Origin of the sequence: Natrarchaeobius halalkaliphilus, assembly GCF_003841485.1 — an archaeon.
Classification (GTDB): Archaea; Halobacteriota; Halobacteria; order Halobacteriales; family Natrialbaceae; genus Natrarchaeobius; species Natrarchaeobius halalkaliphilus.
Map to the genome: position 1 here is coordinate 273,775 of NZ_REFY01000002.1, position 19,819 is coordinate 293,593.

20 protein-coding genes and 2 pseudogenes are annotated in these 19,819 nt (G+C 61.8%); 5 read left to right on the forward strand and 17 right to left on the reverse strand.

Annotation, left to right across the window (positions count from 1 at the left end; genetic code table 11):
- Positions 1 to 12: 12 nt before the first annotated feature.
- From EA462_RS04850 to EA462_RS04865, 4 genes are all read right to left on the reverse strand, one after another.
- The gene (locus tag EA462_RS04850; RefSeq protein ID WP_124177449.1) at positions 13 to 1,029 is read right to left on the reverse strand and encodes a GNAT family N-acetyltransferase; all 1,017 of its coding nucleotides are present in this window, start codon (positions 1,027 to 1,029) and stop codon (positions 13 to 15) included.
- 112 nt (positions 1,030 to 1,141) lie between these two features.
- On the reverse strand, positions 1,142 to 2,413 hold the full coding sequence (locus tag EA462_RS04855) for an antibiotic ABC transporter permease (RefSeq protein ID WP_243641364.1): 1,272 nt from the start codon (positions 2,411 to 2,413) through the stop codon (positions 1,142 to 1,144).
- Complete coding sequence (locus EA462_RS04860; protein WP_124177450.1) at positions 2,406 to 3,659, reverse strand: carboxylate--amine ligase; 1,254 nt, start codon at positions 3,657 to 3,659, stop codon at positions 2,406 to 2,408. The genes EA462_RS04855 and EA462_RS04860 overlap by 8 nt, the downstream gene beginning before the upstream one ends.
- 152 nt (positions 3,660 to 3,811) lie before the next feature.
- A complete protein-coding gene (locus tag EA462_RS04865; RefSeq protein WP_124177451.1) occupies positions 3,812 to 5,020 on the reverse strand; it encodes a potassium channel family protein in 1,209 nt (402 codons plus the stop codon).
- A 140-nt stretch (positions 5,021 to 5,160) separates the two neighbouring features.
- Here EA462_RS04865 and serS point away from each other — a divergent pair, with 140 nt between their 5' ends.
- Positions 5,161 to 6,540 (forward strand): serine--tRNA ligase, encoded by a 1,380-nt coding sequence (gene serS, locus EA462_RS04870; RefSeq protein ID WP_124177452.1) that lies wholly within the window; start codon positions 5,161 to 5,163, stop codon positions 6,538 to 6,540.
- Between the two features lie 198 nt (positions 6,541 to 6,738).
- Here the strand turns inward: serS and cofG are convergent, their stop codons facing one another.
- Together cofG and EA462_RS04880 are read right to left on the reverse strand one after the other, a co-directional pair.
- Entirely contained in the window at positions 6,739 to 7,890 is a 1,152-nt protein-coding gene (gene cofG, locus EA462_RS04875) for a 7,8-didemethyl-8-hydroxy-5-deazariboflavin synthase subunit CofG (RefSeq protein WP_124177453.1), read from the reverse strand.
- 113 nt (positions 7,891 to 8,003) lie between these two features.
- A complete protein-coding gene (locus tag EA462_RS04880; protein ID WP_124177454.1) occupies positions 8,004 to 8,468 on the reverse strand; it encodes an AAA family ATPase in 465 nt (154 codons plus the stop codon).
- A 211-nt stretch (positions 8,469 to 8,679) separates the two neighbouring features.
- Here EA462_RS04880 and EA462_RS04885 point away from each other — a divergent pair, with 211 nt between their 5' ends.
- Positions 8,680 to 9,036 (forward strand): winged helix-turn-helix domain-containing protein, encoded by a 357-nt coding sequence (locus EA462_RS04885; RefSeq protein ID WP_124177455.1) that lies wholly within the window; start codon positions 8,680 to 8,682, stop codon positions 9,034 to 9,036.
- A 125-nt stretch (positions 9,037 to 9,161) separates the two neighbouring features.
- Here the strand turns inward: EA462_RS04885 and EA462_RS04890 are convergent, their stop codons facing one another.
- The 4 genes from EA462_RS04890 to EA462_RS04905 all read right to left on the reverse strand — a co-directional run bounded on the left by EA462_RS04890 (position 9,162) and on the right by EA462_RS04905 (position 12,967).
- Positions 9,162 to 9,962, reverse strand: coding sequence for a peptidase M10A and M12B matrixin and adamalysin (locus EA462_RS04890; RefSeq protein ID WP_394341815.1), 801 nt, complete (start codon positions 9,960 to 9,962; stop codon positions 9,162 to 9,164).
- A gap of 92 nt (positions 9,963 to 10,054) precedes the next feature.
- A complete protein-coding gene (locus tag EA462_RS04895) occupies positions 10,055 to 10,342 on the reverse strand; it encodes a hypothetical protein (RefSeq protein ID WP_124177456.1) in 288 nt (95 codons plus the stop codon).
- Between the two features lie 153 nt (positions 10,343 to 10,495).
- A complete protein-coding gene (locus EA462_RS04900) occupies positions 10,496 to 12,472 on the reverse strand; it encodes a bacterio-opsin activator domain-containing protein (protein WP_124177457.1) in 1,977 nt (658 codons plus the stop codon).
- Positions 12,473 to 12,715: 243 nt separating this feature from the next.
- Positions 12,716 to 12,967: an MTH865 family protein gene (locus tag EA462_RS04905; RefSeq protein WP_124177458.1), complete on the reverse strand. Its 252-nt coding sequence runs from the start codon at positions 12,965 to 12,967 to the stop codon at positions 12,716 to 12,718.
- A gap of 143 nt (positions 12,968 to 13,110) precedes the next feature.
- Between EA462_RS04905 and EA462_RS04910 the strand changes: the two genes are divergently transcribed.
- A complete protein-coding gene (locus tag EA462_RS04910) occupies positions 13,111 to 13,500 on the forward strand; it encodes a ribbon-helix-helix domain-containing protein (protein WP_124177459.1) in 390 nt (129 codons plus the stop codon).
- On the opposite strand, the gene EA462_RS04915 is transcribed toward EA462_RS04910, so the two are convergent.
- From EA462_RS04915 to EA462_RS04935, 5 genes are all read right to left on the reverse strand, one after another.
- The gene (locus tag EA462_RS04915; RefSeq protein WP_124177460.1) at positions 13,479 to 15,128 is read right to left on the reverse strand and encodes a cobyric acid synthase; all 1,650 of its coding nucleotides are present in this window, start codon (positions 15,126 to 15,128) and stop codon (positions 13,479 to 13,481) included. The two genes, EA462_RS04910 and EA462_RS04915, sit on opposite strands and share 22 nt — an antisense overlap.
- 63 nt (positions 15,129 to 15,191) lie before the next feature.
- Entirely contained in the window at positions 15,192 to 15,404 is a 213-nt protein-coding gene (locus tag EA462_RS04920; RefSeq protein WP_124177822.1) for a hypothetical protein, read from the reverse strand.
- Positions 15,405 to 15,577: 173 nt separating this feature from the next.
- The gene (locus EA462_RS04925) at positions 15,578 to 16,267 is read right to left on the reverse strand and encodes a cob(I)yrinic acid a,c-diamide adenosyltransferase (protein WP_124177461.1); all 690 of its coding nucleotides are present in this window, start codon (positions 16,265 to 16,267) and stop codon (positions 15,578 to 15,580) included.
- 134 nt (positions 16,268 to 16,401) lie between these two features.
- Entirely contained in the window at positions 16,402 to 16,935 is a 534-nt protein-coding gene (msrA, locus tag EA462_RS04930) for a peptide-methionine (S)-S-oxide reductase MsrA (protein WP_124177462.1), read from the reverse strand.
- 67 nt (positions 16,936 to 17,002) lie between these two features.
- Positions 17,003 to 17,668, reverse strand: a complete 666-nt coding sequence (locus EA462_RS04935; protein WP_124177463.1) for a 2,5-diamino-6-(ribosylamino)-4(3H)-pyrimidinone 5'-phosphate reductase — start codon at positions 17,666 to 17,668, stop codon at positions 17,003 to 17,005.
- Positions 17,669 to 17,866: 198 nt separating this feature from the next.
- Here EA462_RS04935 and EA462_RS04940 point away from each other — a divergent pair, with 198 nt between their 5' ends.
- Together EA462_RS04940 and EA462_RS04950 are read left to right on the forward strand one after the other, a co-directional pair.
- The gene (locus EA462_RS04940; protein WP_124177464.1) at positions 17,867 to 18,136 is read left to right on the forward strand and encodes a DUF7571 family protein; all 270 of its coding nucleotides are present in this window, start codon (positions 17,867 to 17,869) and stop codon (positions 18,134 to 18,136) included.
- Between the two features lie 387 nt (positions 18,137 to 18,523).
- Positions 18,524 to 18,636, forward strand: a pseudogene (locus EA462_RS04950) (IS1595 family transposase); the annotation flags it as partial.
- Positions 18,637 to 18,695: 59 nt separating this feature from the next.
- Here the strand turns inward: EA462_RS04950 and EA462_RS04955 are convergent.
- Positions 18,696 to 19,031, reverse strand: a pseudogene (locus tag EA462_RS04955) (zinc ribbon domain-containing protein); the annotation flags it as partial.
- Between the two features lie 223 nt (positions 19,032 to 19,254).
- Positions 19,255 to 19,803 (reverse strand): hypothetical protein, encoded by a 549-nt coding sequence (locus tag EA462_RS04960; RefSeq protein WP_124177465.1) that lies wholly within the window; start codon positions 19,801 to 19,803, stop codon positions 19,255 to 19,257.
- Positions 19,804 to 19,819: the final 16 nt, after the last annotated feature.

A 19,819-nucleotide genomic window follows, 5' to 3' on the forward strand; every position in this document is an offset into this window, starting at 1 on the left:
GTGACCGACGGGTCACGACTCGAGTCGACGCGAAAGCGTCCGTCCCGCGTTGAGCACCGGCAACGCGGGAGACGGATAGCCACGCTCGTAGACGAGCAGCGGGATCGTCTCCGCGCCGAAGTACTCCTTGAACCGGAAGACGCCGTTTCTGAAGTCCGGCGGTGAGCCTCGAAGCTCGTACGTCTCGTATCCTTCCTCGATTCCCCACCTGATCGCGTGCTCGTGGAGCAGTTCCGGCGCGTGATACTCGAAGTGATCCTCCGTGACGGCGGTAAAGAGGTGCTGGAGTGCGGACTGTTCGTCGTCGAGTAGATACATGTACATTCCCTGTCGTTCGCCGTCGACACGCAGCGAGAACAGCGCGATCCGCTCGTCGAACGCGCGTAGCTCACCGAAGAACGAGCGGGGCTGTTTCGGCAGTCCGACTCGATCGGCTACCGCCGCGTAGTCGGTGTAAAACACGGATAGCGTCCGTTCGGTCAGCTCCTCTTCGACGACGTCGAAGTCGTAGTCGTGTCCGCGTCGGATTCCTCGTCTCCGCTTGCCGTCCATCCCCTCGAACAGGTCGTCCCATCCGCGGGAGAGATCCAGCGTGAACCGACACGAGAGGATCGTCGGCCGGTAGCCCCGCTGCTCGAGGAGGTCGTGATACCGGACGTAGTTCTGATCGTACGTCCGAATCTCGTTGAACAGGATCCGTCCCGTACAGAGCTCTCCGACGGAATCGAGCAGTAATTCGAGTGCCGTCTCCTCGTCGGTCATGGTGACTGGACCGCCGTAGCCCGGTCTGATCGAACTCAGTCGATTGATTCGTCCGAGTTCGGTGACGAAGTTCGGAAAGACGGCGATCGGATTCCCGCCCTTCGAGACGATCAGGTGCCGCGGCTCGTACTCGAGGCCCGATTCGATCGCTCGGAGCCACTCGTAGCGGTGCGTGACACAACTGAGATCGGACTGATCGACGACGTTGTTCCACTGGTTCCGGTTGACCGCTTCGATACTCTCTACGTGTCGGACGTCGTGGCCCATCTATGGGGGTGGGTTCGACGACGACGTACATAATTACGAATCCGCTTCCTGAGTTACCGTCCTCCTACACGACCGTTGCCCACCGTTTTCTCATCCGTTCGTCCACCGCTTTTCATCCTCGCAGTCGGATACGCCAGAGATGCCTCGAGAGTGCGTAGGCCATCCAGGCCTGACACCACCGCATCAGCGTGAACCGCTTCGTGTACCACCGCCGCTGCTGGTAGTAAAACTGCCCGTCGCCCGCGTAGAGGGCGTCTCGCGTCCAGTCGATGATCCGGCGGGCGAAAGCGATATCGTCCAGTTCCGAGAAGACGACGATGCCCTGTGCAGCCGCGTGGATATCCCGCGGATACGAACTCGATTCGTCCCACCTCGGCGCGCCGTCGTCGTCGAACAGCCGGTGGCGGTAGAACTCGAGGGCGCGCTCGAGCGTCGCGTCGTAACGGTCCTCGTCCGTTACGTCGTGATGTCGAACCAGCGACTCGACGATGAAGCCGTTGTGGAAGTTATCCATCGAGAGATGCGACGCCGTCGGCGGATCCGTGTACATCCAGCCGCCCAGCGCGGTCTGTTTGCTCGTCACGTAATCGAGGATAGCGGTCGCCGCCTCGAGCAGCCGTCGTTCGCCGGAGTCGTCGTAGAGATCGAGCAGTAACCTGGCTCCGAGAGCGTTCGCGTTGAGCGTATAGGAATCGCGTTCGGACGATCCACCTCTCGAAGCGGTGTAGTTGATGCGAGCACCCTCGTCGATCTCGGTGTACGCGAGGTCCTCGAAGACGAACTGGCTCGCGGTCCGTGCAACGTCGGCGTACCGCGGTTCCGCCAGCGCGTTCGCTCCGCACAACAGGGCTCTCACGGCGTACGACGTCGAGACGACGCCCGACACCTCTCCCGGCGTCGAGGCACCGTCGCTTGAGAGATCCTGCAGCGGGTGGCGGTGACCGCCGCCGCCGAAGCCGGTACACCACTCGTTCTGGGTCTCGAGCAACCACTCGAGGAGCGAGCGGGCCTCTCGGGCGTAGCGCTTCTCGCCCGTGAGTTCGTAGACGTCGAGGTTGGCAAGCGCGAACAACGCGGCTCCCTTGTAGTTGCGTCGCTGCTCGACGGCGAAGATCGGTCGGAGGTTGATCGGCGCTCGTTTGATGACCTCCTGGACGCCGAGGTTGACGAGTTTGCTCTCGACGGGGAGGCGATCGAGATAGGCGCTGCTGAGGCCGTCAGCGTAATCCCAGCCGGTGTAGTCGCGCTCGCTCGCGTACGACAGGACGTCGGTACAGAGACGAAGGGTCGACTGCTGGTCGCGTTCGAGAGGGGTGGTCATCGGTCTCGTCTCGGCTTCGCTGTCGCCTCCGGTCGTGGCCATCGGTGCGTCGGTCTTATCCATACGTTTCCCCCCTCGAGGAGGATTTCGACTGTGATTCCCCGTTCGAGTTCTGTGTGGCTGTCGTCCCGATTCCGTTCTCGGACGAGCGCCGGCTCGTCACCTTCTGTGCGACGTCCGGCGGCGGGGTAAGCCAGGCCCCGAGATCGCGCGGATCGACGTCCCACGCCGCGTCGGGTCCGAAGACGGTTTTTACGTACTTCGAAAGCGACGCCTCATCGAGGTTCTCGAGGTGATACTTCAGTTCCCGGAGCGGGAACACCATCTCGCCGCTCGTTTCTGGTGTCTCGGTGAGCGACCGGGCCTCGAGTCCGAGGTGCTCCGCCACGATCGTCGACGCGAACCGGTAGCCGAACCGGCTCGCGAGCGCGTAAGACGCCCAGAACTTCGGATTGATCTCCATCAGGACGAACGTCCCGTCGGATCGACGCTTGAATTCGACGAGGGCAATGCCGTGCCAGCCGATCTTCCGAAGCAGCCGGATCGCATCCCGCTCGAAGCGGGGTTCGTCCAGCAACTGGAGGTGGGTTCCACTTCCGCCGTGGCGCGGAACGGATCGAAGCTCTTCGTGCGTACAGACGAGTTCGACGTCGTTGTCGAAACACAGCACGCCACAGCCGTACGTCGACCGTGATCCGTCGACGTACTCCTGAATGAGCACCTCGTTCTCGGGTGCGCTCGCACGAATCCGGTCGTACGTCGACCAGAAGTCCGCAGCATCGTCTACCGGCGCGGTCGTCGCCGCTCCGTTTTCGGTTCGCGCCTTGAGAAACACGGGAAACGGGAGCCGATCCGAGACGGACGGTCGTCCGTCGGCATCGAGGTCCGAAACCAGAGCCGTGTACTCGGTCGGCGTGTCGATCCCGAGTTTGTGGCCGGTCTCGAGGGTCGCGCGCTTGTCGGCCGCGGTCCGAAACGACTCCGACGGCGGCAGACACACCGAGACGCCCGCCGGTACGTCGGATCTGATCGCATCCAGACTCGACGCCGACTCGTAGCCCACCGGAAGCACGATGTCCGGACGGGATTCGGTGATTACCGCGAGCAACGCGTCCGCGTACGTCGACTCCTCCGGCGGCGGAACGACGGCGGCGTAATCGCAGTACGTCGAGCGCAACAGCCTGCTCTGTCGCGTCGTTCCGATCCCGACGATCGTCGCCTCGAGGTCCTCCGTCAGCTCCCTCGCGATGACGAGGGACGTATCGTAGTCCCCATCGAGCACCAACGCCGTCGGCCGATCCGAGTCCATAGCGAGCGACCACCGACGAGAAACAAAAGTATAAGACTGCTAGTGGTCGTTCGACGGCGGTAAGTCCTCCATATTGAGACGATCGTGGCTCGATGAACGAACTCGAGTGAGAGGGTGCTCGTACAACCGACCGATCTGGCGGTAACCCCGCCTTACACCCGCGAGAGCGCTTCGAACCTCTCCGCAGCCGTTCGAGTCCCCTTCGAGATGAGGACGTCCCCGGCCCGGAGTTCGGTGTTCGAGTCGGCAACCAGTATCCAGCCCTCCTCGGGCCGACGAATCGCGATCACCGACATGGTCGACTCCGTGTCCGGAACGCCGGCCGCCACCGTAGTCCCGTCCAGATCACTGCCGGCCTCGATCTCGACGCGCGTGATGATCTCGTCGCTCTCTTGAACCGCGAGCTGGACGACCGGGTGAACGTCGAAGTCCCGAAGCACCCCTTCACTGATGTCGATCGCGGCGTCGCTGATCACTTCCGTACTCGTACCCAGTCGGATCAGTCCGCGAAGAACGACCGGATCCTCCGCGTCGGCGGCCGCCCGAAGCGTCCACGCCTCGAATCGCGACTGCATGGCGTCGACCTCGACCTCGAGGTTACGCACCTCTTCAGCGAGCGCCGCACTGTCGAAGAGGATGCTGCTGTAGGCCAGATCGACCGCGAGCTCCGAGAGGTTTTTCATGTGGACGATCGTGTCCACGGCCCGCTCGAGGTCCGGAATACCGGGAGAATCGACCGAGGGGAACTCGTGCGCCGTCCCGGTCAGCGTTTCGAAGACGTCACCGATTACGGTATCGGGGCCACGAAGCAGCGCCACGTCGTCGGTCGCGATTACCGTGTCCGGGCCGGGATTGAGCAACCAGTCGTCGCCGCGCCGAAGCGCGATTACGCGGACGCCGGTTTCGGACTCGAGATCGATATCCGCGAGCGTGCGACCGGCGTAGGGCGAGTCGGGGTCGACGACGCCGCGAACGAGCGTTTCCGTGGCCTCGGGGAGCGCCGCCCGCATCGCTTCGGGGAGTCCCATCTCCTCCAGAACGACCTTCGCGATATCGCCCGCGGCGTCGCTGATATCGTCCGTTGCGGCGACGATTCCCAGAACGGGTGCGAGCCGTTCGGCATCGTCGGGGTTCCGTGCGGCCATCAGCAGACTCATTCGGGCTTTGAGTTCGAGGACGTTCATTCGCTCTTCCAGGCGGAGCACTTCCCGCGCCAGGTCCTCGTTACGGTGCAACACTGCCGAATACGAGAGGTCGATCAACAGCTCCGCAGTGTCTTTCATCTCGATGAGTACGTCCTTGACACTGATCGGCTCGTACTCGACCGACGTCGACGACGCTTCACCCTCGAGCGGATCCATACGTCGAAAGAGGGATTCCCGTCGAAAAAAGCGTTTCCCGCCGGCTCGTGGAACCGACCCACCCGAACGACCCCGGCCGACGCATCGCTCTTCGACAGTATCCGACACGGTTTTGCCCGGGCACAAAGAATCCACGGCCAATGCTCGACCGGACCCACCTGCGAGAGAACCCCGACGAGGTGCGCGACGCCCTCGAGAACCGGGGGGCGGACGTCGACCTCGACGAGATCATAGAGATCGACGAACGATGGCGGGAGCTGAAAGCTCGCGGCGACGAACTGCGTCACGAACGCAACGAGATCACCCAGCAGATCGGCCAACTGGTCGCTGAGGGAAAAGACGAACAGCGAGAGGAGGCTATCGACCGATCGACGGAGCTCAAAGGTGAAATCGAGGGCGTCGAAACCGAGGCCGACGAGCTTCGATCCGAACTCGACGACCGGATGCTCGAGATTCCCCAGGTGCCACACGAGAGCGTCCCGCTGGGACTCGACGAGCGCCACAACGTCGAGGACCGGCGCTGGGGGTTCGACGATCTCCGTGATCTCCCGACCGACGTGACACCTCACTACGAACTCGGTGCGGAGATGGATATCATCGACGAAGAACGCGCCGCAAAGACGACCGGATCTGGCTTTTATTTCCTGAAAGGGGACGGTGCGCGACTCGAGCACGCCCTGATCCAGTTCATGATGGACGTCCATCGCGAGCAGGGGTACGTCGACCTCTTTCCGCCGGTTCCCGTCAAGAGCGCGTCGATGCGAGGGACCGGTCAGCTCCCCAAGTTCGCTGACGACGCCTACCGGCTCGGCGGGGACAACGACGAGGCCTACGACGACGAAGATCTCTGGCTCTGTCCGACCGCGGAGGTCCCCGTCACCAACATGTACGCAAACGAGATCCTGCTCGGGGACGATCTCCCGCTCAAACACCAGGCCTACACCCCGAACTTCCGTCGCGAAGCCGGCGAACACGGTACCGAAACGCGGGGAATCGTACGCGTCCACCAGTTCAACAAGGTCGAACTGGTGAACTTCGTCGAACCCGAAGAGAGCTACGACCGACTCGAGGGACTGCTCGACGAGGCCGAGGACATTCTCCAGCGACTCGGACTTCCCTACCGCATTCTCGAACTCTGCACTGGCGATCTCACCTTCGCCTCGGCCAAGACCTACGATATCGAGGTCTGGGCCCCCGGCGACGACTTCGAGGACGGCCCCGAGGAGGGCGGCCGCTGGCTCGAGGTCTCGAGCGCCTCGAACTTCGAGGCGTTTCAGGCTCGTCGCGCCGGCCTGCGCTATCGACCCGAGCGCCACGAATCGGCCGAGTACCTCCACACCCTGAACGCCTCCGGACTCGCACTCCCCAGGGTGATGGTCGCGATTCTCGAGTACTACCAGAACGAGGACGGCACGGTGACGATTCCCGAGGCGCTCCGTCCGTACATGGGAGACAGGGAGGTTCTCGAAAGCCTCGAGAAGGTAGGCGAGAGCGCGCTGGGTGCCGGCGAGCGGGAGTAAGCGTTCTTCGAAAACGCCTCCTCGATCTCGTGTCAGCACGCCAGTCCTTGATGACCTCGGCTGTTTTTTCGCGTGTCCAACACGCACTCGGAGAAGCTGTCTGTGAACCGCTCGAGTTCACGCCCTTCGAGAATCGTCGGTTCCCGTGACCCGGCGAGACCTCGGCCTCGCGGACCTGGCTGATCGTTCCCCCTGTAGTCACGAAAATGTCCGGTTTTCGGACGACTCGAGTACGCGCCGGTACCGCTCCCCCGCGTCGTCGTCGGCCGAGAGCGCCTCGCGGATCGGCGGCGAGATCCACTCGCGCCCGCTTGCCGCAACGTCGTCGAAGCCGTCGGGACGCAGGGCGGGCGGGAAGAACCGCTCGTAGACGGGAAGCCGCTCGCGCAGGGGCAGGTCCGACGAGGCGGCGATCTCCTCGAGTTCGCGCAGGGCGGGCCAGGCGTACTCGGGGTTGATGTGGTCGTCGGTGACCGGCGAGACGCCGCCCAGATCGTCGACGCCGCAGTCGATCAGTTCTCGAGCGGGCGCGAGGTTCGGCGGCACCTGTACGGAGACCTCCTCGGGAAGGGCGACGCGGGCCATCGCCGTCACGCGACGCATGGTCTCCGTATCGGGCGAGCCTTCGGACCAGCGCTCGTTGTTCACCACCGGCTGGACGATGACCTCCTGGACGTGATCGTAGCGCTCGTGTAACTCGGTGATAGCGAGCAGGCTCTCGGCCCGGTCGCGCCAGGTCTCCCCGATCCCGACGAGGATACCGGTCGTGAACGCCACGTCGAGTTCGCCCGCGGTCCGGATGGTTTGCAGGCGCTGGCCCGGTTCCTTCCTGCGGGGACCGGCGTGGGCGTCGACCGTCGCAGTCGACTCGAGCATCACCCCCATGCTGGCGTTGACGTCCGCGACTTCGGCCATCTGCTCTCGGGTCTGGTCGCCGGGATTGGCGTGGGGGAGCAGCCCCTCCGCCAGGGCGACCTCGCAGGCCTCCCGTAGGTACGAGTGGATCGAGTCGTGGCCCCACGTCACGAGCTGGTCGTAGATGTCGGTGTAGCGGTCGTCCGGGTCGTCACCGAAGGTGAACAACGCCTCCGTACAGCCGGCGTCAGCACCCCGTCGGCAGATTTTTCGGACTTCCTCGAGCGAGAGGAGCGACGCCTGCCCCGGCGGGTCGAAGTAGGTGCAGTAGGTACAGGTGTACCGACACGCGGTAGTCAGGGGAACGAAGACGTTTCGTGCGAACGTCAACGCGGCAGGTGCTTCGACGTCAGCGGGTTCGATCGAGCACAACGCTTCGACGTCCGCCTCGTCGACCGCGATATCGACGCCGTACTCGCTCGCCCCGGGAATCATTACGTCGCAGTGTCGTCGCCCCGCACATAAGGGCTTCACTTCGGCCCGAACGTCGGTCCCCGTTCGAACCCGGGTCGGCCGGTGGACGACCACCGTTACGCTCGAGAGAGGTGTCACGGGGCGAGACGTGGAGATTCCTGCCAGATTCGTAGCCGAGACGTGATTCGATCGACCGTCTCCCGAGGGGTTCGTTCGTCGGTGTCGATAACGAGATCGGCCTCCGGCGGCTCGAACTCGCGGTAAACGACCTGGACGCCCTGCTCGTCGATCGCGTCGTCGCGGTGTCGATTGCGCTCGAGGCAGGTCTCGAGGCTAGCAGTGAGCCGAACGAATCGAACGGGCTCGAGGGTTCGAAACAGGGTGTGCCACTCGCGCCGGTAGAAGGTTCCGTCGATCAGACAAAATCCCTCATCCGGCGCGTTCCGAACCTGCTCGTACAGTCTGTCGTAGGTCCGCCTCGAGAAGTCGTCGGAGTGATAGTTCCGCACGGGAGTTCCGTCTTTCTCGAGACGGCGACCGAGCTCCGTCGTGGTCGTGGTTTTCCCGGTTCCCGGCGGTCCACAGATAACGACGTTCACGGTTGACGGTGGTCGTAGAATCCCCACGTACTATATCCGTTGCATTCCAGTCGACCGACCGGCGATTCGCGTTCGCAGACACAGCACATGAGACAGACACGACTAATTACTTCGGGTAATACTTTTCACGGCGAACGGGTTGAACAGTGAAGAAAAGTCGAAAGTATTAGTTACCACTGGAAATATAGTGTTCGTACGAGAGTGAACGAGAGTGAAGCTACGTCAACCAACTGACTTCTTGATCCTCGAGGCCCTCGAGGACAAGGGACGAAACGTCGCGACTAACCTCGCGGCCCACACCGGAAAAAGCCGCAAGAACATCAACACCAGACTTCCCGTCCTCGAAGACTACGGACTGGTCGATAAGATCGGGCCCGCGGAGCGATCCGGTCTGTACGAGATCTCCACGCAAGGAAAAGCAGCCCTCATCTACCAGGATCAGTACGATGAGGCGGACGATTTCGAGGCGCTGATCGAGGGACCGAGCGCAGCGGATGCACCCTCGAGTGCCGACGCACAGGCGAGTTTCGTCCGCGGGGAAGAAAACGACGAAACCGAAGACGAGTAGAGCGATCTACTGCCTCTGGGTGGGGCTGGGGATCTCTCCTATCTACTCGTCGTTCGGCGTCTTCGTCGTCGGTGATGGCACCACTGTGCGTCCGGGTCTGACCGCCGTGAAGCGAACGAATCCGGTCACTCCCCGATCGTTCGGCGCGGTCCGATTCCGCCGGTATAGGTCCGAAGCTCCCGGCGCGCACACCGTGAGAAGGCGAGACTGAGCCGACGTTCGTGGTCGTCGAGAGTCGCGAAACCCGTTCCGCAGCGAGAACGATCGACGTCGTACGTCGGATCGAAAGCGTAGGTGCTGATCATCGGCGTCGCGACGACCGCGTCGCCGTATCGAAACGCGACGCCATGGTCGTGATGGAGCCCCAGTGCGTGACCGATCTCGTGGAGCAGCACCTGCATCGTCCGAGTGGGCGTTCTGACGGGAACGATCGAGCGCTCGACGTCACCGTCCGCTCCCGTTCCGACGAGGTCGTCGAACGGCTCGAGCGAATCGAGATAGCGAGCACCGCCGACCGACGCGACGTGCGGAAGTCCGTACCCCGTGGGCGCACGCCGCATCTGTCCGTCCGTCACCAGTAGATTGACGTCTGATGCGGGCTCGATGTCGCCCGGTCCGACCGTCCCGGACGTGACGGCAAGCGGCCATTCGCCGCTACTCGTGACGAGAGCACCGTCCTCGGTGGAAACCGAAATCGTCCCGCCGAGCGATACGTCGACCGTCCAGAACTCGAAGTCGAGGAGTCGTCCCAGATACTCGAGCACTCGCCGTCGAGCGGTCCCGTACGTCGCTGCCCGCTCCGAGAGCCAGAGTCGAATCTCGAGGGTGTCGACGGGATCTCGCGTCGCGTACGCGAGGGTTCCGAGCGAGGTGGCCGTGCCGAGCGCACCGAGGACGTGTCGGCGGTTCACGGTGATCGGTACCACGGAAAGCCGTCTCGATGTTGTGCTTCTCATATTCACGAGTTATATATCGATCGACGCGCACCGCGTCACCCTCGGAGAGTGTGAACCGGCGATCACCGGCTACGGTAGCGCCTTCGATGAGGAATCGATCGTCGTCGGTCCACGACGCGAGTAGCCATCCCACGAACACGAACCTCGAGCCAGTTCGGCAGCCGCTCCAGATCGATCGAGGTGAGCAACAAAAGGACATCCGCCCCGGTTTCGACCAGATACCGTACGGGAGTTCGCTGTCGGATACAGAGTTTCCAGTGCCCGTTTTCGAGGTTTCGACGGATCTGCCAGCCGGTGTAGTACCGTCCGTTCGATCCCTCGAATACGGTTTCGACGGCAGTCGTCTTCACGGAACCGTCACCATCGCTCGTTCGATCCGTCGGCGTTCGTTCATCGGTGTGCAAACGACGGTCGGGACCGACTATCGACGCTCGGATTAACATACTCGACCTTTAATAGATCGTGACTGTCCCGCAATCGTGACAGAGACGGTCGACCATCGCTTACTCGGATGTCGCTGTGGCCTCGAAGAACTCTCCGAGAATCGTTTTGAGTCCTTTCCGGAGATGCTGGTGCATCGTCGGCGGTGAAATGTTCATGCTGCTAGCGATTTCCTCGCCTGTGCGCTCACGTGGCCAATCGAAGAATCCACCGTAGTACGCGAGTCGAAGCGTCGTCAACTGTCGCTCGGTAAGCTCATCGAGGATGCGATCGTGTCGCTCCGCTGCTGTTCGAACCGGTCGGTCGACGTCTCGACGGGCCACGAGCTCCGTCTGGTCGTACACGCGACCGAGTGCATTCGAAATCTCCCTGACGTTTGCGCTCTGTGGAACCTCGATGAGACAGGTCCCGACGTCGCTTTCCACCACGACATCCCGGATGGTCACGCCGTGGTTCGTCAGCGTCCGAACGCCGGAGTCACGCAGGCGCAACTCGAGCGTACAGCCCTCGGTACCGTCCTGAACCAGTTGACACTCCTCGACGGATTCGTGTTCGTTGGCCGCTTCGAGAGCCGTTTCACCGTCGATTCCATCGATCGTCACGAACTGATACGTCCGTCCGCCGGTGGTCGTTCCCGCCCACTCGAGCGTACAGGAGCAGCCGTACTCCCTCGAGATATCGAACGAAAACGTCTCCCCACCGTTAATTCGAAACTCGAGTTCGACGACGCTATCCGCGAACAGCAGCTGTCGGTTCTTGATCGCCATGATCGTGAATCCGATCGTCTCACCGAGTAAGTCGAAACTCGTCTGCTCGCTATCGCTGAACGCGTCGGCACGGCCCGAAAGAACGGACAGAACGCCGTACGTCGTCTCGTTGTGGGTGATCGGAACGGCGATAGCGGCCCGAATGCCGTCCTCTCGGGCAGCCCCCTGAAGTGGGTGTGGAAACGGTTCGCGCTCGAGAATACGGTTGATCGTCTGTATCTCACCGGTTCGTGCTGCTCGTCGGAACGGGCAGTCCGAACTGGACGTGGTCTCTCTCGCGCACGAGAGATATTCGGTCGCCCCGCCGGAACCGGTTCGATACGCGAGTTCGTCGTTGCCGGTCCACTCGGCTATCCAGGATCCGCAGTACAGCTCCGACTCGACGAGCTGATCGCAGACTCCTCGTTCGATCGCGTCGCGCCCGGGTGCATCGACCAGCGTCTCGATAACCTGTCTGACGACCGCATTGATACGATTGAGCGTCTCGAGTTGCGCCTGGCGCGAACGGAGTTCTCGCTCTCGATTCGCCCGCTCCGTGATGTCGCGTGCCAGCCAGATGACCGCCCGACGACCTTCGATCCACTCCTCGACTGGCACCACTCGAGCGTCGAACCGTCGGCAGCCGTCGGTCGTCTCCAGATCGTACTCGATCGACTGTACGTTCCCGGTCCTGAGCGTCCGATCGACACAGTCCTGCAACGACGCTGCGGTTTCGTCGGGAACGAACTCGGTGAGGTTCATCCCGACCAGACTGTCGGCTGAAACCGAATACAGCCCCTCCGATCGCGCCCGAAATCTCGCCTCGAGACACGTCCCGTCCTCCCCGATGACGAACGCCTCGTCGGGCAGTTCGTTCGCGAGAATGCGACGGAAATCACCGTCTGGATCACGCGCTGATCTCCCCGTCGTTCGGATCGGCTCGAGGATCCGAGCGACTGCCTCGTCGCTCCCGGCCGAAACGTAGTCGGTCGCTCCACCTCGAAGCGCTGCCGTTGCGAGAGCTTCACTGCCCCGCTCTGGGACCACGACGATCGGCAGATCGATCGCCATCGACCGAACGAGATCGACGCGGTCGCGGAGGACATCGGGGTCATCGATCTCGAAAACGACGCCTACCGGACAGTTCGCTTCGAGTACCGTCTCGAGTTCGTCGACCGAAATCGACCGCACTCGAGCCGTCGTCTCCTCACGCAGCCTACTTGACAGGCGACTTTCCCCCGCTCGCTCTCCAGATACGAGAACGATCAACTCGCTTCGAGTCTCGTTGTTCATACCATCGATTGTATCCATGTGTTTCGATATCGACGAACGACCGCGCTGACAGACCGCGCTCTCTTTCTGTATATACCTGTCTCGTGTAATTAAAAAACTGGTGGCACATGGACCCGAACGCCCGGCCCAGGAGAATACTGTGGGCACACCGGGACGCTCGAGCGGATCGTTACCGTCAGCTCTCGACGAACGCTCCGGCCGAAAACGACCGCTCCTGGTGAAGGCGAATAGTCCCGATCGAAGCTACAGTTCACCCTGTTCTTTGAGATCCTCGATGATGTCGTCGACGAACGTTTCCACGTCGTCGTACGGGAAGTCACCACCCGACGTCTTCGTATTCAGTTCCATCGCCGTCATCGAGAACTCCCCGGACTCGAACGACGTTCCAGGCCCGTTCGGAAGCGCTGGAACGAGATCCATCGGACTCGAAATCGGATACTCTGCGCCTTCGAACGCCTCGATCATCTGCTCGCGGATGTCGGTTTCGTCTACCATCGCCTCTCCGTTACACACGATAAATAATAAATTTGCAGGTAGTTGCTTTTTGCTCGGGAGTCAAACGACAACCCGGGAACACCACACCGATCACGTGTACACCTCCGAAACAATAAATAGTGAGTAGTGCTGAATTTCGGGGCATGGCGAAAGATACCGTCAGATATCCCGACGAAGTCGTCGAGGAGATCGACACTCTCGTCCAAGACGGTATGTTCGAAAGTAAATCCGAGTTCTACCGGTTCTCCGCGGAGTACGTTCTGACGCTCGTCAATCCGGATCACGACGTGAAGACGTTCAATTACGACGAAATCAAGACCGAACTCGACATCTCCGACGCCGACCACGGAAAAGCCCTGGGTACGGACGGCGGAACCTTTTTCCTAGATGCCGTTATCACCGTCCGAAAACAGGGACTCCGCGGCAACTACGAGGCCGCAGAGCGGTTCATCGACACCCATTACGATGCAACCGATCAGGAGTGTATCATCCTCGAGGAACTGCTCGGAACCTACCGAAACGGACCGGAGTGATCGAACGGCTCTCCGAGCGCCTCGAGATCGATGTGTTCGCGGACGAGCGCTGCGGCCCGGTCGTACGGAGTCGACCCGCGTGCAGCCTCGGCGTTCGATTCGTCCTCCGAATCGCCCGCGTTCTGTCGGTCGATTCCCGCGCTTTCGGCGATGGAGTCGAGAACAGCCGTTCGAACGGAATCGTCGTCGAACAGTCCGTGGAGATACGTCCCGAGTACCGATCCACACGCTACGCTCGAGTCGCCAAGCGGACGCGAGACGGATTCGTCTTCGAGCACCGTCGTTCGGCCCGCGTGAATCTCGTAACCGGTGACGGAACCCTTCGCACCGAACAGAAGCGACGTCGCGTCTTCGTCGATCGAGACCGTCGTTCGCTCGAGTGACTTTTTCGCGACGAAGCGGGTCTCGACCGGCAACAATCCCAGTCCCCGTACAACGTCGTCGGAACCGGTCCCCTCGAGTGATGCGTTCGTGATCCGCTCGCCCAGTAGCTGGTAGCCCCCACAGAGGCCGATAATCGGTCCGGAAAACGAGTGGAGTGCGTCCTCGTACCCGGCCGTTCGAAGCGCCAGCAGGTCGTCGACGGTATTCTTCGTCCCGGGCAGAACCACGGCGTCCGCGTCGACCGCAGCCAGTGGATCGGGGCGCTCGTCCGTTCGGCCCGTCGCCGGCTCGGTTCCGTCGCTGTCGTCGACCGGGACGTAGATCACGGAGACGCCGGGCTCGGCTGCGAGCGCCTCGAGATCGGTCGCATTCGAGATGCGCGGCAGCCGGGGAACGGCGATTCGGAGCCGGCGCTCATCGGGGACGCCGTCGTCGTCCCCGACGACGCCGCACTCGCCCGGGCCGGGCAGCGAAACGCTGTCTTCCTCGGGGAGTCCCGGATCGTCGTAGGGAACCACGCCGAGTATCGGAACGCCCGCTCGCGACTCGATCTCCTCGATTCCGGGCTCGAGCAACGAGGGATCGCCGCGGAATTTCGTGATAACCGCCCCGATCACGCGGTCTCGTAGCGAGTCGGGCAACAGTTCGATCGTTCCGTAGAGGCTGGCGAAGGCCCCGCCGCGTTCGATGTCGACGAGCAGGAGGACGTCGGCGTCCGCAAAGCGGGCGGTTTCGACGTTCGCCAGGTCGCGGTCGTGGAGGTTGATCTCCGCGATACTCCCCGCGCCCTCGGCCACGATCACGTCGTGGTCGGCCGCGAGCCGTCGGTAGGACTCCTCGGCAGCCTCGCGAGCGACGTCCCAGTACGCCTCGTAGTACTGACCGGCGCGAACGTGTTCGTGCGCCCGTCCCTGAACGACGAGTTGGCTCTCCCCGCCACCGCGAGGCTTCAACAGAACCGGGTTACAGTCCGTCGTCGGTGTGGTCCGTGCGGCTCGAGCCTGTACGAACTGAGAGACGCCGATCTCGCCCCACTGATCGACGCGCTCGCGCGCATCCGCCTCTTCGGTTTCGTTTCCGGGACCGTCCGGTCGAACGACGACGCGAGCGTTATTGCTCATATTCTGTGCCTTGAACGGAGCGACGGCGACGGTTCGGTCGGCAAGCAGCCGACAGAGTCCGGCGGCGATCGTCGATTTTCCCACGTGGCTCGCCGTCCCCGCAACGAGGAGAGTCCGTGTCATCCGCGTAGTGAGCACTCACTCGCACGGGGCTATCGTCCTATCGGTTCACCGTGGTGAGAACGATCACCCCTCGTCATCGCCACGAATCGGTGGCTCTCCGTCCTCGAACGCGACCGCTTCGCCCGCGTGGGGCTCGATGTGACTCAGGATCTCGTGTGGAACGTAGCCGATGTTGTAGCCGTTTTCGTCGTGCAAGACGATACCGTAGTCGTATTCTCGAAAGTCGAAACAGTTGATCTCTTCGTAGGTGTTTCCGGGTTTGTAGACGACTTTCACGGATTCGCTCTCCACGTCCGAACACGTTTCGGAACAGCTTGCGTTTGCAAGGCCCAGCTCGAGCGCACGACCGCGGGTCGCCCGACACGCCCTCGAGCGCCATACGTCTGCTGTAGCGATTCACCGCCCACACGGGTCGCGAATACGTCGGAACTGACGGACAACAGCCCGTCTCAGTACTCGGTTCCCCGTCGCGCTCGCTGGCCCTCGTCGATCGGATGTTTCTGCTTTCGAACGTTCGTCACGAGATCCGCTCGCTCCTCGAGATAGGTTGGTTCGGCGTGGCTCCCTGACAACACCAACTCGAGGTCGTTCGGCTTCGTCTCGATCAGTTCGAGTACGTCGGCCTCCGCGAGCAGTCCCTGATCGACGGCATAGAGGATTTCGTCGAGTACAAGCATGTGAACCCCCGCCTCGGGCGGTCCATCGAGATCGAACGCCGTCCCGAGATCGGCCTCGGACGCCGCCTCGAGCAACTCGTGGGCTCGCTCGAGGCCGGCCCGCGCCTTGTCCTCGTGACCGGCCTCGTCGCTGCCGTCTGCCATCCCGTGCCAGCCGTAGTGGCCGAGGTTCTCGTAACTGATCCCCGGAAGCGCCTCGATCGCGTTGTACTCGCCCCGAACCGCTTCGACGCTCGAGGCACCGCCTTTCATGAACTGGAGGACGTGAACACGATAGCCGTGGCCCGCCGCGCGTACCCCCATCCCGAGCGTCGCCGTCGTTTTCCCTTTCCCGTCGCCCCACCAAACCTGGACGAGTCCGAACTCCTCCGGTGCCGACGGATCGATCCGTTCGGCCGTCGGCGTTCGTCCCTGTCCGGGCGTGTTCTCGAGGGTCGCGTCGCGACTCTGATCCTCGCTCATACGGAAGCCGTCGATCCGATCGCACATGTAGTTGTTCGTCCCCGCCGCTCACTCGGGTTCAGGAGGAAGATCGCATAACGCCGAAACCGTACCGAACGGTCGTACTCCGGAAACTGAGACTGGATCGGTCTCCGTCAGTGGTCCGTCGACACGCGCTCATCGAACGTCTCCCGGACCTTCTCGACCTTCGGGGCCGCGTGCATCCTGCAGTAGGCATCAGTCGGGTTCTTTTCGAAGTAGTTCTGGTGGTACTCCTCGGCTTCGTAAAACTCCTCGAGCGGTTCGATTTCCGTGACGATCCCGTCGTAAACGCCGGTACGTTCGAGTTCGTCGACGAACGCCGTCGCGGTCTCGAGTTGGCCCTCGTCGTGCGTGTAGATCGCAGATCGGTACTGAGAGCCGACGTCCGGTCCCTGACGGTTCGGCGTCGTCGGATCGTGGATCGTCATGAACACCTCGAGCAGATCCGCGTACTCGATTCGATCCGGATCGTACTCGAGCTGGACGACCTCCGCGTGGCCAGTCTCACCCGAGCAGACCGCCCGGTACGTCGGATCCTCGGTGTAGCCGCCGGCGTATCCCGAGGTCGCTGATTCGACGCCCTCGAGCTCTTCGAAGGCCGCTTCGACGCACCAGAAACAGCCGCCGCCGAACGTGGCTCGTTCCATGTCCCGTCGTAAGCGACGCCGGAGGAAAGGTGTGACGGGGAGCGACGCGTCCCGTCGTCGGTCGGCGCTACCGGCCGCCGATCGTCCACCGCAGCAACGCACCGTCGTCCAGCCGCCGAACGGACTCGAGTGCGAGCGTGGGAAACTCGTCGACGAATCCCTCGCCATCAGCGAGCGTCGGTGCGTCGCGTCCCCCGATCACCGTCGGACCGACGAACACCTGAAGCTCGTCGACCAGTCCGGCCTCGAACAGCGAGAAGATGAGTTCGCCGCCTCCCTCGACCATGAGCCGCTCGAGTCCCCGCGCTTCGAGCGCGGCGAACGCACGCAGGAGATCGACCCGGTCGTCGCCCGCGGTTACGAGTTCCGCGTGATTCTCGATTCCCATTCGGCTGTCGACGGGTGCGGCGTCGGTCACGCAGACGTACGTCGTCGCCGCGTCGTCGAGCACCGCGGCGTCCGTCGGCGTTCGGGCCGTCGAATCTACGACGACGCGGGCAGGGTGTTCACTCTGTCCCTCCTCGAGACGCCGCCTGCAAAGCGTCTCGTCCTTGACGGTGAGATGCGGATCGTCCGCCAGCACCGTACCGACGCCCACCACGACGGCGTCGCTATCAGCTCGAAGTTGATCGACGCGTTCGAAATCCGCGTCGCCGCTGATCACGATCTGATCGCGGCGTCTGGAGGAGAGCTTGCCGTCCGCGCTCATGGCGGCGTTGACGACGACGTGCATGGCGGTCCTTCGGTAGCCGCCCGGAAATACTGTTCGTCCGGATCGATGCGACGGTTCTCGGTGACCGGTCCGGATATCGTCGGGAGGGAACGCTCGCCAGTACCTCTGCCTCGAGTCACCAGTATCGATTAATGACGATCGGTTTTCCGTGAACGGTAGGTCTTTGTGTGTCTATCACATGGTGCCGAGTGCATCGATATGAAACCGTGCCACAACTGTCAGGCGGTCATCGACGAGTACATCCTCGACAAACAACTCGAACCCCTGCGCGAACTCACAGTCGACGACTTCAACCTCTGTGTCGACTGCGCGACCATCGTCCCCGGTGCGTGCATAGAGTGCAACGGCGCGGTCTACGTTCCGCGAGACGTAACCGTCACGCCCGATTTCTGTCCCGCGTGTCGATCCGACCACATCGAACGCTCGGGTTACGACCCCGGCTGGAATCTCGAGACCACGTCAGTCTGAACGGCACGCCTCCGTCCACGGCGTTCGTCCGAACCGAGAGGTAACACGTGCTTGAGGAGATCCTCACGGTAGCGATTCACTCGAAAAGCGCCTCGAGTCGTACCTCTCCGGGATCGTTCGTCAGACCTATTGAGCGATGCTGACTGATAGTAATTAGGTCGAATCGTTACCGGTAAGATACGGCCAAATGCTTGGTTCGGTGATCGCGTTCACTCCTCGTGGGATGTAGTCTTTCAACGTTGAGAGATCAGGTGCGAGTCGATACTTGAACCACTCTCGCAACTGACCCACCACCCTTCGACGGCGTTTAGCTCGGGAAGTTTCGACGGAAAGTACCATACTTCGATGATCGTCCCCACGCCGCACGGGATCGAAAACTGTCTCGACTTGGAGCAGGCCGCTCACACATTTGGAACCGTTGGCTCGTTGAATCTCGCTGGCGCATCCCTCGTGAGCGTTATCGACTGCCTTGCTATGGAGGATTCCACAGCTCTACTTGACATCCTCCTCCGCGTTCACGCGGAGGAATCCCACGGTACCGCACCGCTGGATTGGGATATTAGGGTTTACAGTCTACCACTTGTTCCTGCGGTTGGAATCCACTGGACAAGTCATGAAGGTAGACTCCGGGCTGTGCCAACCAGCCGGTACTCCTATCCCCACCCAAACTGGGTGCAGACTTGGAGTTACTTTCCTTGTTGATGTTGAGACGGATGTTTTCCGCCCCGTTCACATCAGCGTTGAACGCCGCGTCACACGCCTCACAGACGTACAACCCGCGTTCAATACGCTGATTATCGTCTTCCGTACCGCACACACAACACGTCTTGCTCGTGTCGCGCTCTGGAACTTCTACGACTTCGATCCCCTCGACTTTCGCCTTGTAGGAGAGGATTTTCGCTCGATGGGTGCGGTGGACTTCCAACATTCTGAACGTCTGTATAATCACTTATACTCGCGCTTCTTGCAAAAGTTCGGATTGGAAACGCGGAATATCCGGGCCTGCCATCGGCGGTGGATTGTTGAGGAGGTGTCGGATTCATCCTGACCCTAAAGGGCCAGGTATTCTCCTCGATTCTGTATAAGAGCGAATTCGACCCAGTTGAACGCACTTGCTGTCACGGGAGGTTCTCAGTCACGTCAACGAGTTGCTCCTCGGTCCGCCAGCGATACAGTCGCCCTTTTTTCTCGAACAGTTCGAAGACGCCGTCCTGCATCCAACCAAACGGGTACGTTTCATCCTCATACTCTCGCTTGAGGACATGACTCTTCGAGAAGTACTCGGTCGTACCGACGAGGAGTCCCTGTTCGACGAGGAAGTCGCTCGGTTCCTTCTCAGCGACGCCGACGAGGTAGGTCACGATATCGGCGATCAGGCAGAACTTCTGGATGCTATTGTCCCACTCTCCACGGATGTCTACCATCCGGAAGGCATAGGTATCCTGGCGACGGTTAAGGCGGTCAACCACCAAGTTCAACCGACGAATTGGCTCTCGATCATAGTTCCCGAGCACAAAGTACGATCGATCGTTCTCGTAGACCAGTGTCAACTCGCTCAAAGCGTGGAGAATTTCCTCGTTGTCTGCCAACGAGATTTCATCCTCATTGAGTTGGTCCTTAGCGCTCGTAAGAACCCCTTCAGGGACAGGCGACTCCTCGTCGGACATACACGGCCCTTCTCAG

Bases quoted from the DNA above. Each gene is read 5' to 3' on its own strand.
- EA462_RS04925 (WP_124177461.1), bottom strand. From the start codon at position 16,267: ATGAGCGAGGATCAGAGTCGCGACGCGACCCTCGAGAACACGCCCGGA.
- EA462_RS04910 (WP_124177459.1), top strand. From the start codon at position 13,111: ATGGCGAAAGATACCGTCAGATATCCCGACGAAGTCGTCGAGGAGATC.
- EA462_RS04865 (WP_124177451.1), bottom strand. From the start codon at position 5,020: ATGGATCCGCTCGAGGGTGAAGCGTCGTCGACGTCGGTCGAGTACGAG.
- EA462_RS04860 (WP_124177450.1), bottom strand. From the start codon at position 3,659: ATGGACTCGGATCGGCCGACGGCGTTGGTGCTCGATGGGGACTACGAT.
- EA462_RS04900 (WP_124177457.1), bottom strand. From the start codon at position 12,472: ATGAACAACGAGACTCGAAGCGAGTTGATCGTTCTCGTATCTGGAGAG.
- EA462_RS04940 (WP_124177464.1), top strand. From the start codon at position 17,867: ATGAAACCGTGCCACAACTGTCAGGCGGTCATCGACGAGTACATCCTC.
- EA462_RS04960 (WP_124177465.1), bottom strand. From the start codon at position 19,803: ATGTCCGACGAGGAGTCGCCTGTCCCTGAAGGGGTTCTTACGAGCGCT.
- EA462_RS04855 (WP_243641364.1), bottom strand. From the start codon at position 2,413: ATGGATAAGACCGACGCACCGATGGCCACGACCGGAGGCGACAGCGAA.
- msrA (WP_124177462.1), bottom strand. From the start codon at position 16,935: ATGGAACGAGCCACGTTCGGCGGCGGCTGTTTCTGGTGCGTCGAAGCG.
- EA462_RS04905 (WP_124177458.1), bottom strand. From the start codon at position 12,967: ATGGTAGACGAAACCGACATCCGCGAGCAGATGATCGAGGCGTTCGAA.
- EA462_RS04915 (WP_124177460.1), bottom strand. From the start codon at position 15,128: ATGACACGGACTCTCCTCGTTGCGGGGACGGCGAGCCACGTGGGAAAA.
- EA462_RS04935 (WP_124177463.1), bottom strand. From the start codon at position 17,668: ATGCACGTCGTCGTCAACGCCGCCATGAGCGCGGACGGCAAGCTCTCC.
- cofG (WP_124177453.1), bottom strand. From the start codon at position 7,890: ATGATTCCCGGGGCGAGCGAGTACGGCGTCGATATCGCGGTCGACGAG.
- serS (WP_124177452.1), top strand. From the start codon at position 5,161: ATGCTCGACCGGACCCACCTGCGAGAGAACCCCGACGAGGTGCGCGAC.
- EA462_RS04850 (WP_124177449.1), bottom strand. From the start codon at position 1,029: ATGGGCCACGACGTCCGACACGTAGAGAGTATCGAAGCGGTCAACCGG.